Source organism: Ruegeria sp. AL11, assembly GCF_056540865.1.
Map to the genome: position 1 here is coordinate 269293 of NZ_JBQFXO010000005.1, position 14303 is coordinate 283595.

Genomic DNA, 14303 nt, shown 5'->3' on the forward strand with positions numbered 1-14303 from the left:
GACCCTCCCTTATTTCTTCTTACCAGCGATGGCCTTTGCGGGGCCTTTGCGGGTACGAGCGTTGGTGTGGGTGCGCTGACCGCGAACCGGCAGGTTGCGGCGGTGACGCAGACCGCGGTAGCAGCCCAGATCCATCAGGCGCTTGACGTTCATTTGAACTTCACGACGCAGGTCGCCTTCGACGGTGAAGTTTTCGTCGATGAATTCGCGGATTTTCAGAACTTCGGCGTCGGACAGTTCGTTGACGCGACGGGTCGCCTCAATGCCCACGGCTTCGCAGATCGCTTTGGCCGAGGTGTTGCCGATTCCGGTGATATATGTGAGGGCGATTGGTACCCGCTTTGCAGTCGGGATGTTTACGCCGGCAATACGTGCCACGTGTCACTTTCCTTTTCGTTGCGGTTCCGTAACTCCAGAACCTTTTTTCACAACGCCTTACCGTGGCAGTGTCGCCAGAGGGCTCAGCATTTTATGATATGATCATGTGAACGGAATACCCGCGCACAATTCGATTCTCTTCCGAGATAGCGTCAATTAGTGTCGCGCGACCCGCGCGTCAAGCGCAGATCGCATATTGATCCCGAATTCACTCCGCAAGCTCGATTTCAGGGAAGGTCCAGGTCCCGTCGATCACTTCGAGCGCGGGCTGGTAGAGACGCACAGTATAGTTCCATCCCTCCATGATCGGCAGGCAATTCACACGGCCGTCTTCACATCTACCGAAATGCACCGTCATCGAGCCATCCGGGTTGCTGTCGCCCGTCACCGAGTTGATCACGTAGACACCCAGATCGTTCTCTTCAAAGAACCCCGCCGTGTTATACAGGCTGACCGACCAGAACGCGCCAACTGGAACTTCGGCGGGAACTTCTAGTTTGTACGCCCCCAGCTCCAGCCCCGGTTCGACGTTCAGATAGAAGGCCTGCGCCTCTGGCAAGCCACCCCAACCGAACGCTGTTCCCAGCAGGTGGCGCACAGGGTCAACCGCCTCTTTCGAACCGAATGTGCCAGTACTGTCTGGCGAGAAACGGGCAAGCTCCAATGCGGCGCTCAACACCTCTTCAAACGCATCCTTGTCGTAATGCGCTTCGTCAAAGGGACGCGCGGAATTGGCCTGCAGCGTGACCCCATCCTGCAATGCAGTCACTGCGGCTATGTCTGCGGGGTCCTCCGAGTCGACGAGGTACCGAAACAACAGCGCAACGTAGGGCGTATCGAACTGCTCGACAGTCAGCTCATAAGTTCCACCGCCAAGGAACACGTCGTTGACGTAGTGATCCTGATTGACAACCTGAACCGAGACATAGCGATCCCCGGTCTCCGGCACGGTCAGCAAAGCGCCGTCCGAAATATCAACCACCGCCATGCTGTAAAGCGTATCCCGGTTCATGCGGATCGTCGGTTGCCTATCCAACGGTGTAGGCTCGCGCACGTGAAACAGCGTGTTGACGCTGCCCGACTGCGCCAGATACTTCCGAAATTCGATATCTGTCGCCGCACGGACAAAGTTGTCGATGGTCACCGGCGTCTGTTCTGCACAAGCACCGATTGCTGCCATAGTCAGAGCGGACGTCATCGCGAGCGATTTAAGCGATAGGCTCATAGCTATCTCCCAACAAAAAATGCGCGCGTTGGCCGAAGTGATACCTCGTCAAACGCACGCATTCAATTGTCAAGATGTGTTACCTTAGGGCAGCTTCGATCGCGCCCTGAACCTCTTCGATTTCGCCCAGTCCGTTGATCTTGGTCAGTTGACCCTTGGCATAATAGTAGCCGATCAGCGGCGAGGTTTTCTTGTAGTACTCCATCAAGCGGGTCTTGAGGCTTTCCTCATTGTCATCCGCGCGGCGTTTGAAGTCATTCTCTTTGCCGCAATTGGAGCATTTGCCGTCCGCTGGAATTGGCTTGGTGATGTCGTTGTAGACCTCGCCACAGCCGCCACATGTCGAACGCGCGGTAATCCGTTCGACCAGCGCGGCGTCGTCGACTTCCATCTCGATAACGGCATCCAAGCTGTTGCCCGTGCTGTCCAGCAAGTCACCCAGCGCGTCGGCCTGTGCCAATGTGCGCGGGAAGCCGTCAAAGATGAAACCGCCCTCTGCGCCTGCGTCCAGCTTTTCACGGATCAGACCGATCACGATCTCATCGGTTACAAGCTGCCCTTTGGCCATAACCTCGGCCACACGGTTGCCCATCTCGGTGCCGCTATCCTTGGCCTCGCGCAGCATATCACCAGTGCTAAGCTGCACCATACCTCGTGTTTCGACCAGATGACGCGCTTGGGTACCTTTACCGGCACCCGGGGGGCCAAGCAGAATGATATTCATCGACGAGCAGCTCCCTTTCTGCCGCGTTTCTTGCCTTTGCCGCGCAGTTGGGACTTTTCGATAAGCCCTTCATATTGGTGCGCCAACAGGTGGCTCTGAACCTGTTGGATCGTGTCCATGGTTACAGAGACGATAATCAGAACCGAGGTGCCACCGAAGTAGAACGGGATGGCAAACTGGTTCCGAACGATTTCTGGTAGCAGACAGACCAGCGCGAGATAAGCCGAACCCAGAACCAGAACGCGATTGACCACGTATTCCAGATACTCGGCGGTTTTCTTGCCGGGGCGGATGCCGGGCACAAAACCGTTCTGCTTTTTCAAGTTGTCGGCCACGTCATCCGGCTTGAAAGATACGTTGAACGTATAGAAATACGCAAAGAACACGATCATCGACGCGAAGAACAGCAGATAGAGCGGCTGTCCGGGGCCAAAGTTCGCCAGCAGCCACGACATAACCGGACCGTTGGCAGCACCCGACGAGAAGGTCGAAATCGTCACCGGCAGCAACAGCAGCGAGCTTGCAAAGATCGCGGGGATAACGCCCGACGGGTTGACCTTGACCGGCAAGTGGCTCGAGCCGCCTTCGTAAACCTTCATACCGGCCTGACGGCGCGGGTATTGAATGTGGATCTTGCGCAAGGCCCGTTCCATGAACACCACAAAGGTGATCACGACGATGACCATGAGGATTACACCAACGATCACAGCGGGGCTGATTGCGCCCGAACGACCCGAGGCAAAGAACTGCGCCAGAGCGGCCGGAACCTCGGCGATGATGCCGACGAAGATGATCAGAGAGATCCCATTGCCAATGCCGCGCGCAGTGATCTGCTCACCCAGCCACATCAGGAACATGGTACCGCCGACCAGAGTGATCATGGTCGACATGCGGAAGAATAGGCCCGGATCAGTCGCCAGATCACCTGATTCCAACGAAACGGCCAGACCATAGGCCTGAACGGTAGCCAGCGCCACAGTACCGAAACGAGTGTATTGGTTGATCTTCTTGCGCCCCTGCTCGCCCTCTTTCTTGAGTTGCTCAAGCGCGGGAACCATGGATGTCAGCAGCTGCACGATGATCGAGGCCGAGATATAGGGCATGATGCCGAGGGCAAAGATACCCATTCGACCCAGCGCCCCGCCGGTGAACATCGAAACCATGCCGCCGATGCCTTGCCCCGCTTGCTCCATGAATTCACGCAGCGCTTGTCCGTCGATCCCCGGCACCGGAATGAAGGTGCCAAGGCGATAAACGATCAACAAACCTAGTGTGAACAGGATGCGGTTGCGCAGATCGGTGGCTTTGCCAAGGGCAGACCAGCTTGTGTTGGCTGCCATTTGTTCTGCTGCTGATACCATAAATCGGTCTCTCTTGTGAAAACACCGCCCAGAACCGTTTTCCGGCTCGGGCGGCGTCTGGGAAAACTTAGTGCTCTATGTAAGCGGGTCTTCGCCCGCTCACAAGCGCTTACTCTGCCGCAGCAGCTTTTGTGACCGTCAGTGAGCCGCCCGCTTTTTCAACTGCCTCAACGGCAGCTTTCGAAGCACCTGTCACTTCTAGGTTCAGTTTGGCGCTAACCTCGCCTTTGGCCAGAACGCGGATACCATCCAGCTTGCGACGAACCAGACCCGAAGCAACCAGAGCGTCCTCGGTGATCGCAGCTTTGGCGTCCAGCTTACCGGCGTCGACGAATTTCTGGATCAGGCCCAGGTTGATAACGGCGAATTCCTTGCGGTTCGGCTTGTTGAAGCCACGCTTGGGAAGACGCTGGTACAGCGGCATCTGGCCGCCTTCGTAGCCGTTGATGGCCACACCCGAACGGGATTTCTGACCTTTGATACCACGGCCACCCATTTTACCTTTACCGGAGCCTGGACCACGGCCAACGCGGGTCCGTTTCGGTGCGGCGCCTGGGTTATCGCGCAATTCGTTCAGTTTCATATCGCTTCTCCTAAGCCGGATGTGACCCCGAAGCGTGATGGGCCAAACACGGCGTTTCTTGGTTTTGATTCTCGTGGACGCAATGCCACCGGGGCGCTCTACAGCTTTGTGGCCCTCGTTGCAAGTGGCGCGTGGATGTGCAGCTCGCCAAACGCAAAAGAGACGCCCAAAAGGACGCCTCTTCGCGTGTGAGTGGTGGGGGAGTTCAGGCGCAGTACGCGTGCTTGTGCGCAATATCAGCGATATCGCAGCGACGGACTCCGATATCGTCCAGCTCGCGATTGCTGAGCCGCTGCAGTTCGGAGTAGGTCCGCTGGTATTCGGCAGCCCGAGCCCGCGCGACTTTGATGCGTTCAATAAGTGCGGAAACGCGTGCGCCGAAATTGAAGGTCGAGGGGGTGAGTGTTGCAGTATGTGCCATTTTCTTTCCTTTCAGACCGAGGCGTATTCCCCGGCAAATTTTGTGTTCCTTTTGGATACAGCGAGCAGATAGGAAGAGGTCGCGCGGCCAACAACGCCAGTTACGGTCTAGCCGCTATGCAAGGCGGACATATCCAACACTGATTTGAAGGCGATCGGCGAAAAAACCCCTGCAATGACCAGCCGACCTTGCTGACCGCGCAATTCGCGAAGGCTTACATGACCGCTGGACACTTCATGCGCGCAGGATAGCTGCAGAATGCAGGAAAATCGCGGATCGGGTCAGAACTCAGAGCAATTAAAGCTCTTGCACGGATTGGTTGGCCCGACCTACGGCCAACCAATGTGTATTATTCAGAACCTTACCCAAAAGGCCCTGATCCAGCGCGCTTAAATGGCTGCCTTGCGGCTTTCGTCCAGATAGATCTCGCGCAGGCGTTTGGCGATTGGGCCCGGGGTGCCATTGCCCAGCGCCACGCCATCAATCTCAACCACCGGCATGACAAAGGCGCTGGCCGAGGTGGTGAAGGCCTCGTCCGCCTCTTTTGCTTCGTCGATAGTGAATAGGCGTTCCTCGACCTCCATCTGCGCTTCGGCAGCCATGCGCAGAACGGCCTTGCGAGTGATACCGTGCAGGATGTCATTCGACAGCGGACGGGTGACGATCTTGCCGTTCTTCACAAAATAGGCGTTGTTGCTGGTGCCCTCGGTGACATGACCGTCTTCGATCATCCACGCATCATCACACCCGGCCGCCTTGGCCATCATCTTGCCCATCGACGGGTAGAGCAGCTGCACGGTTTTGATGTCACGACGTCCCCAACGGATATCCTCGATCGAGATGATCTTGGCGCCCTTTTGCGCTGCAGGGCTATCCGCCAGACCCGGCTTGTTTTGCGTGAACAGAACCAGCGTCGGTTTGGTGTCGGCGGAGGGGAACACAAAATCCCGGTCACCATCGCTGCCGCGTGAGACCTGCAGATAGACCAGACCTTCGTCAATCTCGTTCAACTCGACCAGCTTGCGGTGGATCTCCAGCAACTCATCCTTGGTGCAAGGCTCAGCCATCTGCAGCTCGTCCAAAGAACGTTTCAGGCGCACCGCGTGGCCTTCAAAGTCGATCAGCTTGCCATCCAGAACGCTGGTCACCTCATAGACAGCATCTGCCATCAGGAAACCACGGTCAAAAATGGATACCTTGGCCTCGGTTTCGGGCAGGTATTCGCCATTCACATAAACGGTGCGGGTCATGTCACTCTCCTCAGCCCCAGAGGTCCACGCTAGGCGGATGCACTCCGGCGTCGTCAAAAATCAGCGGGTTGGTGCGGTCTTCGGCCAACAGAAGCGGGCCGTCAAGGTCTGTCACCATCGCACCCTGTGCCAGCAAAGTCGCAGGGGCCATGGCCAGAGAGCTGCCCACCATGCATCCGACCATAACCTTGTAGCCCTCAGCCAACGCCGCCTCACGCAGCAGCAAGGCCTCAGTCAGACCACCGGTCTTGTCGAGCTTGATGTTCACCACATCATACTTGCCCTTTAGTTTGGGCAGGCTGGTCCGGTCATGGCAGGATTCGTCAGCACAGACAGGCACCGGACGTTCCATTCCGACCAGCGCGTCATCCTCGCCTGCGGGCAGCGGTTGTTCGACCAATTCCACGCCCAGCCGAACTAGATGAGGTGCCAGATCCGCATAAACCTCAGCCGACCAACCTTCGTTGGCATCAACAATGATCTTGGATTTCGGCGCACCCGCACGCACGGCCTCCAACCGGGGCATATCGTCCGGTGTGCCCAGCTTGATCTTCAAAAGCGGCCGATGCGCGTTTTCTGCTGCCTGCTTTTGCATCGCCTCGGGCGTCGCCAGAGACAGGGTATAGGCCGTGATTTCAGGACCCGGAGCTGGCAGACCGGCCAAGTCCCAAGCGCGCTTGCCCGCACGCTTGCACTCCAGATCCCAAAGAGCGCAGTCCACAGCGTTCCGCGCGGCCCCGGCGGGCAGCAGGTCCGTCAGCGATTGCCGCGTGAACTCGGCAGGCAGCGCCACGATTTCAGCTTCGACCGACTCGAGCGTTTCGTCATAGCGCGCATAAGGCACGCATTCGCCCCAGCCCTGATGGGTTCCGTCCGAAATTCGAACCGTCAGAACCTTTGCTTCGGTCCGCGACCCGCGCGAGATGGTAAACACCTGCGCCAGCCGAAACACATCACGAGCGACCTCAACCTGCACGCGCCTGCTCCTTCATCTTTTCAAAAATATGCCCGCCGGAGGCGATCCTCCGGCGGGTTTCTTTGATCACAGAGCGGACAGAGCATCCACCAGTTTTCCCGCACCAAAGCGGTAAGGGTCGGTGGTGGGCAGGCCCATCTCTTCCTCGACCTTGGCCAGATAGGCCTTGGCCTCGTCCTCGCTAAGGTGCTGAGTGTTGACCGAGATGCCAGCAACTTGGCAAGCTGGATTGCCAACCCGCGCCAGTGGTAGTGCGGTGTCGCGCAGCTGCTGCAGCGTCGGCAGCGAATACTCGGGCAGGCCGCGCATATGGGTCCGGGTCGGCTCATGGCACAGGATCAGCGCATCGGGCTGACCGCCATGGACCAGCGCCATCGTGACACCCGAATAGGACACGTGATACAAAGAGCCCTGCCCCTCAATGTGATCCCAATGATCTTCATCATTGTCGGGCGTCAGGTATTCGACCGCACCCGCCATGAAATCCGCGACAACCGCGTCGAGTGGAACACCTTGACCGGTGATCAAAATACCGGTCTGGCCAGTGGCACGGAAAGTGGATTTCATGCCGCGCTTGCGCATCTCGGCATCCATCGACATCGCCGTATACATCTTACCCGCCGAGCAATCGGTGCCGACAGCTAGGCAACGCTTGCCGCTGCGTTTTTTGCCGTTTGCGATGGGGTATCCAACGGTCGGCACCCGCACATCGTGCAGGGTGCAGCCTTGGGTCTGGGCGGCCGCGACCAGATCGCCTTCGTCCCGCAGCAGGTTGTGCAGGCCAGACGCGATATCATAGCCCATTTCGAGCGCCTCGATCAGAACGGTTTTCCAGGCCTCGCTGATCACGCCGCCGCGGTTGGCAACACCGATCACCAACGTCTTCGCGCCGGCCTCTTTCGCCTCGGCCAAGGTCATGTCGGTCATACCCAGATCGGCCTTGCAGCCATCCATGCGGTACTGACCCACAGCGTTTTCCGGACGCCAGTCACGGATGCCGATGGCAACTTTAGCGGCCAACTGGTCGGGCGCATCGCCCAAAAACAACAGATACGGTGTCTCGATCATTGCATCGCACTCCTTTGATTCCGCGCCAAACTAAAGAACCACGTGAACGAGCGTTTCGCGAATTTTCACCACATACGTCCCCTCACCAATATTTTTTCGCGCGTTTTGACGGATGGTCGCAAAATTCTTCGAAGTTTTTAAACTGAACAAACTTTAAGCACCCGCGAACTGCGCCTTGCGCAAGAAATGCTGCGCGCGCATTGCCGCATCTGCACAATGACCCTTGCACCGCATTGCGCAATTTAATATCCCGAACGAGAACCAAAACGTAACTTCATTACTCTTGCGAGGTCCCGATGAGTTTCCGCATCCAACCCGCCGCTCCGGCGCGGCCAAACCGTTGCCAGTTGTTCGGCCCCGGCTCGAACACCAAGCTGTTCCCGAAGATGGCGGCCTCTGCTGCGGATGTGATCAACCTGGATCTTGAGGATTCGGTTGCACCCTCTGACAAGGACGTCGCCCGCGCCAATGTCATCGAGGCGCTGAACTCCGTCGATTGGGGCAACAAATACATGTCCGTTCGGATCAACGGGCTGGATACGCCCTATTGGTACCGCGATGTAGTGGACCTACTGGAACAGGCCGGAGACCACCTTGACCAGATCATGATCCCCAAGGTCGGCTGCGCGGCGGATGTCTACGCCGTCGACGCTCTGGTCACCTCGATTGAGCGCGCCAAGGGTCGGAGCAAGCCGATCTCGTTTGAAGTGATCATCGAATCCGCTGCGGGTATTGCCCATGTCGAGGAAATTGCAGCCTCATCGCCCCGGATGCAGGCGATGAGCCTGGGTGCTGCAGACTTTGCGGCGTCCATGGGCATGCAGACCACCGGGATTGGCGGCACGCAAGAGAATTACTACATGCTGCGCGAAGGCGAGAAGCATTGGTCAGACCCGTGGCATTGGGCACAAGCAGCCATCGTCGCCGCGTGCCGCACCCATGGCGTCCTGCCGGTCGATGGGCCGTTTGGGGACTTTAGCGACGATGAGGGCTATATCGCGCAGGCCAAACGCTCGGCCACTTTGGGTATGGTCGGCAAATGGGCGATCCACCCCAAGCAGATCGCGCTGGCCAATCAGGTCTTCACCCCGTCGGACGAGGCCGTATCCGAGGCCCGCGAAATCCTGGCCGCGATGGAACAAGCCAAAGCCAATGGTGAAGGCGCCACTGTTTATAAGGGCCGCCTGGTCGACATCGCTTCGATCAAACAAGCCGAGGTCATCGTGGCGCAATCCGAGCTGATCGCTGCGAACGGTTAAACTAAAAATGAAAGAGCGCCAATTTGGCGCTCTTCCTACTGCAGGTACTGCTTTCAGCGGCCGAATGCGCTATCAGGCGTCCAAGTAAATTCTTCGCCCTGCTTGCCCCATTTCATCATCAAACAAGAGGTGCCGAGCTTCTGAAAGTAGACGATGTTAAGTGGATACCATCCGGCTTTTGGAACTTCGACTTCGGTTCTTTGGTTGGCCTCGCAACCCTGAATGCCCCTTACAAACCCGATTTGTTGCCCCCCGACAAATGCCTCGAGCCCATCATTGGACCAGGTTTCAAGCTCATAAATGCCTGGGGAATCAAAGCGAATGTAGCCGTTGATATCGGCCACGACGTTGACGGATTCACCGAAAGTCAGAACAGGGTCACCCTTGTTAGTGTCTCGGTAGTCCAATCCAAGCAGAGGTGTGCCGACCTCGGCGTTAGGCAATAGGGACTTGGCGTGGCTCAGATCGCGAATTTTGCGCTGCGTTCCGTTCCACGCATACTTCACATTAAGGCCGGATTGCACATTGCCAGGTTGCGGGTTAGCCGGTTCCAGCTTGAGCGGCGCCGCCCCGACGTGTCCGGCAAGAATGGTGAGCGCGGACGCGATCAACCCAATTTGAAGATGGTTCATGATGGTCTCCCAGTATACGCGCCCATTTCGTCTTGGGCGTCTTTGCCAACGACCCTAAGACCTGAGCTTTTACCCCGCAAGGGTGTGATACCAGCGCGAAAGCCAAGCTACGCTCGCAAATCCTTGGGCGACCCCATGACCACGTAAGACGTGATTGAAGTGACATGGGGCAATGTTCCCAGCACGTCGGTGTGAAAAATCTTATACGATGGAAGGTCCGCGCATTCCACGCGCAAAAGATATTCGATCGTACCGGTGATATTGTGGCATTCCACCACCTCGGGGGCGCGCTGTAAGGCCCGCTCAAACCCTTCCTGAGCGGCCTTTGTATGCTCTCCCAGACCAACGCCGATATAGGCGACAAACCCCTTGCCCAGCGCGTTCGGGTCCAGGATAGCGCGGTAACCGGTAATGACTCCGGCCTTCTCCAACTCTTGCACGCGACGCAAACAGGCCGACGGGGATAGCCCGACACGATCCGCAAGCTCAAGATTGCTGATGCGCCCATCCGTTGAGAGTTCACGCAATATTTCGCGGTTTATTCGATCCATTTTCGTCATTAATTGTTAAACTAGATCACTCACGCACAATAACGCAATTTCATTTGCGCCATATGGGGTAAATATCCCCCGCATGACCTACGATATCCTTTTGGCCCTGATCGCCTTTGCCTTCGTCTCGTCCATTACGCCGGGACCGAACAACCTGATGCTGATGGCATCTGGCGCCAATTTCGGCTTTCGGCGCACGATTCCTCATATGCTGGGAATCGGGCTTGGCTTCACCTTCATGGTGCTGCTGGTTGGCGCGGGTCTGGTGCAGGTGTTCAACCAATACCCGGTCAGCTACACGGTGCTGAAGGCAGCCTCGGTCGCGTATCTGTTGTATTTGGCGTGGAAGATCGCGCATGCCGCACCGGCCGAGAAAGGCGCTGACGTGGGCACGCCGATGAGCTTTCTACAGGCCGCCGCCTTTCAATGGGTCAACCCAAAGGCCTGGGCTATGGCGCTGACCGCGACAACGGCTTATGCGCCGGGTCAGACTCTCAATGTCATCATCATCGTTGCGCTTGTGTTCGGAGCGGTCAACTTGCCCTCAGTCAGCACCTGGACGGTCCTGGGGCAGCAAATGGCGCGGCTCCTGACGAATCCGCGCCGGTTGGTGGTATTCAACTGGACAATGGCAGCCCTGCTAGTGGCCTCGCTCTATCCGGTATTGTGGCCGAGCTGATCACTTCAGCGGCAGGCAGATCTCGGTCAACAGATCCTCGGGCACGGTGTCGCGCGGATCGTTGAGGTAGATCTCGTAGCAGGGTTGATCTGCTGGCTCTTCCCCTGATTCAGGCAACCAGTTTCCAAAAAGACTGTGGTAGGCGGCCTCCAAGCCAGAATAGGGCCCTTTGTAGGTTAGCACCGCTGTCTTTCCCCCGGCGATCTGCACGTCCTCCATCCCATCGGGAGTACCTTTCCCACGGAATTCGGCCCCGGCATAGCTGCGCAACTGATCCTCTGGCACCTCATCTGGGCTGTCAAAGTAAATACCAACCACAGGGCCAACCTGCGGCCAAAGCTGACGAGATTCGCACAGTGCGCCGAACGCTTCAAAACTTTTGCCTATTTCGGAATACGCGCCTTTGTGCGGAAGGGCGATCACACGGCGGGCGGGTTCGGTTCGGGTGGTCACGGGATGCATCGGATATCCTCCGGTTTTGAAGTTTGGATGGGCTGGCAGAAACTGACCGGCTTTGCGAAAAGCAGCAGGGCTGCTGCCATAGGCCTCGGTAAAGGCCCGGATGAAAGAGTTCGGGTTGGGGTAGCCAACGGAATGCGCAACCTGCGAAACCGAGCTGTCTGACCGGACCAGCTGGACCGCCGCACGGTGCAGCCGTATCCGACGTACCGCTTGGGCGCAGGTTTCGCCTGTCAACGCGCGGAACACGCGGTGCCAATGAAACCGCGACATCGCGGCGACATCGGCCAGCGCATCCAGCGACAGATTTCCATCGGGGTGATCGTGGATATAGGCCAGCACCCGCAGGATGCGGTCCTCGTAACTGGTTGCCATTTGGCATCCCTTCCTTCTCTCTGCCCAATCGTGGTCGCATAATCGGCTCTCACAAATCTTGCTGAGTTGCATCCCAAGCGACCACGCGTCATATAGCAGGGAACTTCCGCGTTGAGAGGCGTCATGACCCAGTATCTGGATTTCGAAAAACCGCTGGCCGAGATCGAAGGCAAAGCAGAAGAGCTGCGCGCCCTGGCCCGCGCCAATGAAGAGATGGATGTGGCCGAAGAAGCCTCAGCTCTGGATGCTAAAGCCGCCAAGCTGCTGGATGAGCTTTATGCCGATCTGACCCCATGGCGGAAATGTCAGGTCGCGCGTCACCCCGAGCGCCCCCATTGTCAGGACTATGTCAAAGAGCTTTTCACCGAGTTCACTCCACTGGCCGGGGATCGCAACTTCGCCGACGATCTGGCTGTGATCGGCGGGTTGGCCCGGTTTAACGATCAGCCGGTGATGGTGATCGGGCATGAGAAAGGCTCTGACACCAAATCGCGGATCGAACGAAATTTCGGCATGGCCCGTCCCGAAGGATACCGCAAAGCGGTCCGCCTAATGGAGATGGCCGGGCGCTTTGGTCTGCCGGTCGTGACCCTGATCGACACCGCCGGGGCCTATCCCGGCAAAGGCGCAGAGGAGCGTGGTCAATCCGAAGCGATTGCCCGGTCGACCGAGATGTGCCTGAAAATCGGCGTGCCTCTGGTTTCTGTCATCATCGGCGAAGGTGGCTCTGGCGGGGCTGTAGCCTTTGCAACGGCGAACCGCGTCGCGATGCTGGAGCATTCGGTCTATTCGGTGATTTCTCCCGAAGGCTGCGCCTCGATCCTTTGGAAAGACGCCGAGAAGATGCGCGAGGCCGCCGAAGCGCTGCGCCTGACCGCGCAGGACCTCTATAAGCTGGGTGTTTGCGACCGCATCATTACCGAGCCCAAAGGCGGGGCACATCGGGATCGTCCGGCCGCGATTGAATCGGTCCGTGCCGCCATCGCCGCCATGCTGAAAGAACTGGACGGCAAGGATGCGGTGACCCTGATCAAGGACCGCCGTCAGAAGTTCCTGGATATCGGCTCAAAAGGGCTGGCGGCGTAAACCGTCAGCCGCCCAACCGGCGCAATAACTCAATCGAAGGCTTGCCGGTTACGGCCAAGCCATTGGCGCGCTGATAGCCGCTGATCGCGGCTTCGGATTTCTTGCCGATCACGCCGTCCGCGCCTTCGGTATCGAACCCAGCCGAGGTCAGGCGGCGTTGCAGCTCTTTGCGGTCTTCCAGCGTCAGGCCGGTTTCATCCGGTCCGAACGACGCCTTGAAGGGAGCACCGCCAGCGATTCTGTCGGACAGATGGCCCACACCGATCGCGTAGCTGTCCGAGTTATTGTAGCGCTTGATCACGTTGAAATTGCGGAACACGGCGATCTTCGGCCCCGGCACCTGAGGCTGCAAGACCGCGACGGGCGTGCCGGAAACGGTGCCGACCTCTCCGCCCCAGAGCTGACCACGCACCCAACCCGCGCGCGACAGATAGGCAGCGGTTGAAGCCAGTGAGTCGGACGGATCCTCGGACCAGATATCGCGCCGCCCATCGCCGGTGAAATCGACCGCATAGGCCAGATACGAGGTCGGAATGAACTGCGTATGCCCCATCGCGCCCGCCCAGCTGCCGGTCATGTTGTCCGCCGAGGTGTCGCCCGCCTGAATGATCTGCAAGGCCGCGATCAGTTGCTTTTCAAAAAACGCACCGCGCCGCCCGTCATAGGCCAAGGTCGAGGTTGCCGAGATCACCGGCACATCACCGCGGCGCGCGCCATAGCGGCTTTCCAGCCCCCATACGGCCACGACGACCTCTTTGTCGACGCCATATTGCGCCTCGATCTGCGACAGAACACCGTTATGACGTTGCAGCATCTTTTTACCGGTACTGATCCGCTCATCCGAGGCGGCAATGGCCAGATAGTCCTCAAGCGAGCGTTTGAACTCAACCTGATTGCGGTCCCGTTCGATCACACCGGGCAGATAGCCTGCCCCCTGAAACGCGCGGTTCAGCGTGGATTGTGAGATGCCCTGCGAGGAAGCGCGGGATTTGAAACCCGCCACCCAGGCATCGTAACCCGCATTGGAAACAGGCTGCATTCGGGATGCAGGCGCGCGCGCCGGTGTGGTTGCATCACTGCACGCCGCCAAAAACGCCGCACTGAGACCGATTGAAAAACTGCGTCTATTGATCATGACTGAAATCTGCTCTGGTTTGTGATTTGCTTTAGCGTAGCGCAGTCCGTGCGCGCAAACCAGAAAGACCGGTCACAGTGACCGCCAAAAAGGCCGTTCGGCAATTGGCCGCCTAGAGCATTTTGCGTTTCACTTTAGGAA

General features: G+C 58.0%; 16 protein-coding genes. 3 read left to right on the forward strand and 13 right to left on the reverse strand.

The window, feature by feature from the left end:
* Window positions 1-9 precede the first annotated feature (9 nt).
* From rpsM to dgcN, 9 genes are all read right to left on the reverse strand, one after another.
* Window positions 10-378, reverse strand: coding sequence for a 30S ribosomal protein S13 (rpsM, locus tag ACR0IP_RS10535; RefSeq protein ID WP_170377641.1), 369 nt, complete (start codon window positions 376-378; stop codon window positions 10-12).
* A gap of 208 nt (window positions 379-586) precedes the next feature.
* Window positions 587-1603, reverse strand: a complete 1017-nt coding sequence (locus ACR0IP_RS10540) for a DUF1254 domain-containing protein (protein ID WP_425083934.1) — start codon at window positions 1601-1603, stop codon at window positions 587-589.
* Between the two features lie 79 nt (window positions 1604-1682).
* Window positions 1683-2327, reverse strand: a complete 645-nt coding sequence (locus ACR0IP_RS10545; protein ID WP_425083935.1) for an adenylate kinase — start codon at window positions 2325-2327, stop codon at window positions 1683-1685.
* A complete protein-coding gene (gene secY, locus ACR0IP_RS10550; RefSeq protein ID WP_170555668.1) occupies window positions 2324-3688 on the reverse strand; it encodes a preprotein translocase subunit SecY in 1365 nt (454 codons plus the stop codon). Before secY ends, ACR0IP_RS10545 begins: the two co-directional genes overlap by 4 nt.
* A 109-nt stretch (window positions 3689-3797) precedes the next feature.
* Window positions 3798-4271 carry a 50S ribosomal protein L15 gene (rplO, locus tag ACR0IP_RS10555; protein ID WP_170377635.1) on the reverse strand — a complete coding sequence of 158 codons (474 nt, stop codon included), beginning with the start codon at window positions 4269-4271 and terminating at the stop codon, window positions 3798-3800.
* A 205-nt stretch (window positions 4272-4476) separates the two neighbouring features.
* Window positions 4477-4692: a DUF1127 domain-containing protein gene (locus ACR0IP_RS10560; protein WP_170472137.1), complete on the reverse strand. Its 216-nt coding sequence runs from the start codon at window positions 4690-4692 to the stop codon at window positions 4477-4479.
* A 389-nt stretch (window positions 4693-5081) separates the two neighbouring features.
* Window positions 5082-5942: a D-amino-acid transaminase gene (locus ACR0IP_RS10565; protein WP_480525411.1), complete on the reverse strand. Its 861-nt coding sequence runs from the start codon at window positions 5940-5942 to the stop codon at window positions 5082-5084.
* A 10-nt stretch (window positions 5943-5952) separates the two neighbouring features.
* Entirely contained in the window at window positions 5953-6918 is a 966-nt protein-coding gene (gene dgcA / locus ACR0IP_RS10570; protein WP_475218695.1) for an N-acetyl-D-Glu racemase DgcA, read from the reverse strand.
* 66 nt (window positions 6919-6984) lie between these two features.
* Window positions 6985-7986, reverse strand: coding sequence for an N-acetyltransferase DgcN (dgcN, locus tag ACR0IP_RS10575; protein ID WP_480525413.1), 1002 nt, complete (start codon window positions 7984-7986; stop codon window positions 6985-6987).
* Window positions 7987-8282: 296 nt separating this feature from the next.
* Between dgcN and ACR0IP_RS10580 the strand changes: the two genes are divergently transcribed.
* A complete protein-coding gene (locus ACR0IP_RS10580) occupies window positions 8283-9245 on the forward strand; it encodes an L-malyl-CoA/beta-methylmalyl-CoA lyase (protein WP_480525414.1) in 963 nt (320 codons plus the stop codon).
* A 53-nt stretch (window positions 9246-9298) separates the two neighbouring features.
* On the opposite strand, the gene ACR0IP_RS10585 is transcribed toward ACR0IP_RS10580, so the two are convergent.
* Together ACR0IP_RS10585 and ACR0IP_RS10590 are read right to left on the reverse strand one after the other, a co-directional pair.
* Window positions 9299-9877, reverse strand: coding sequence for a PA14 domain-containing protein (locus tag ACR0IP_RS10585; RefSeq protein ID WP_480525416.1), 579 nt, complete (start codon window positions 9875-9877; stop codon window positions 9299-9301).
* Between the two features lie 107 nt (window positions 9878-9984).
* The gene (locus tag ACR0IP_RS10590) at window positions 9985-10437 is read right to left on the reverse strand and encodes an Lrp/AsnC family transcriptional regulator (protein ID WP_480525418.1); all 453 of its coding nucleotides are present in this window, start codon (window positions 10435-10437) and stop codon (window positions 9985-9987) included.
* A 73-nt stretch (window positions 10438-10510) separates the two neighbouring features.
* Here ACR0IP_RS10590 and ACR0IP_RS10595 point away from each other — a divergent pair, with 73 nt between their 5' ends.
* Window positions 10511-11107, forward strand: coding sequence for a LysE family translocator (locus ACR0IP_RS10595; RefSeq protein WP_170640523.1), 597 nt, complete (start codon window positions 10511-10513; stop codon window positions 11105-11107).
* Here ACR0IP_RS10595 and ACR0IP_RS10600 read toward each other — a convergent pair whose 3' ends face one another.
* A complete protein-coding gene (locus tag ACR0IP_RS10600; protein WP_170377616.1) occupies window positions 11108-11941 on the reverse strand; it encodes an AraC family transcriptional regulator in 834 nt (277 codons plus the stop codon).
* Between the two features lie 123 nt (window positions 11942-12064).
* Between ACR0IP_RS10600 and ACR0IP_RS10605 the strand changes: the two genes are divergently transcribed.
* A complete protein-coding gene (locus tag ACR0IP_RS10605; protein ID WP_480525420.1) occupies window positions 12065-13027 on the forward strand; it encodes an acetyl-CoA carboxylase carboxyltransferase subunit alpha in 963 nt (320 codons plus the stop codon).
* A gap of 4 nt (window positions 13028-13031) precedes the next feature.
* On the opposite strand, the gene ACR0IP_RS10610 is transcribed toward ACR0IP_RS10605, so the two are convergent.
* Complete coding sequence (locus tag ACR0IP_RS10610) at window positions 13032-14162, reverse strand: lytic murein transglycosylase (RefSeq protein ID WP_480525422.1); 1131 nt, start codon at window positions 14160-14162, stop codon at window positions 13032-13034.
* Window positions 14163-14303: the final 141 nt, after the last annotated feature.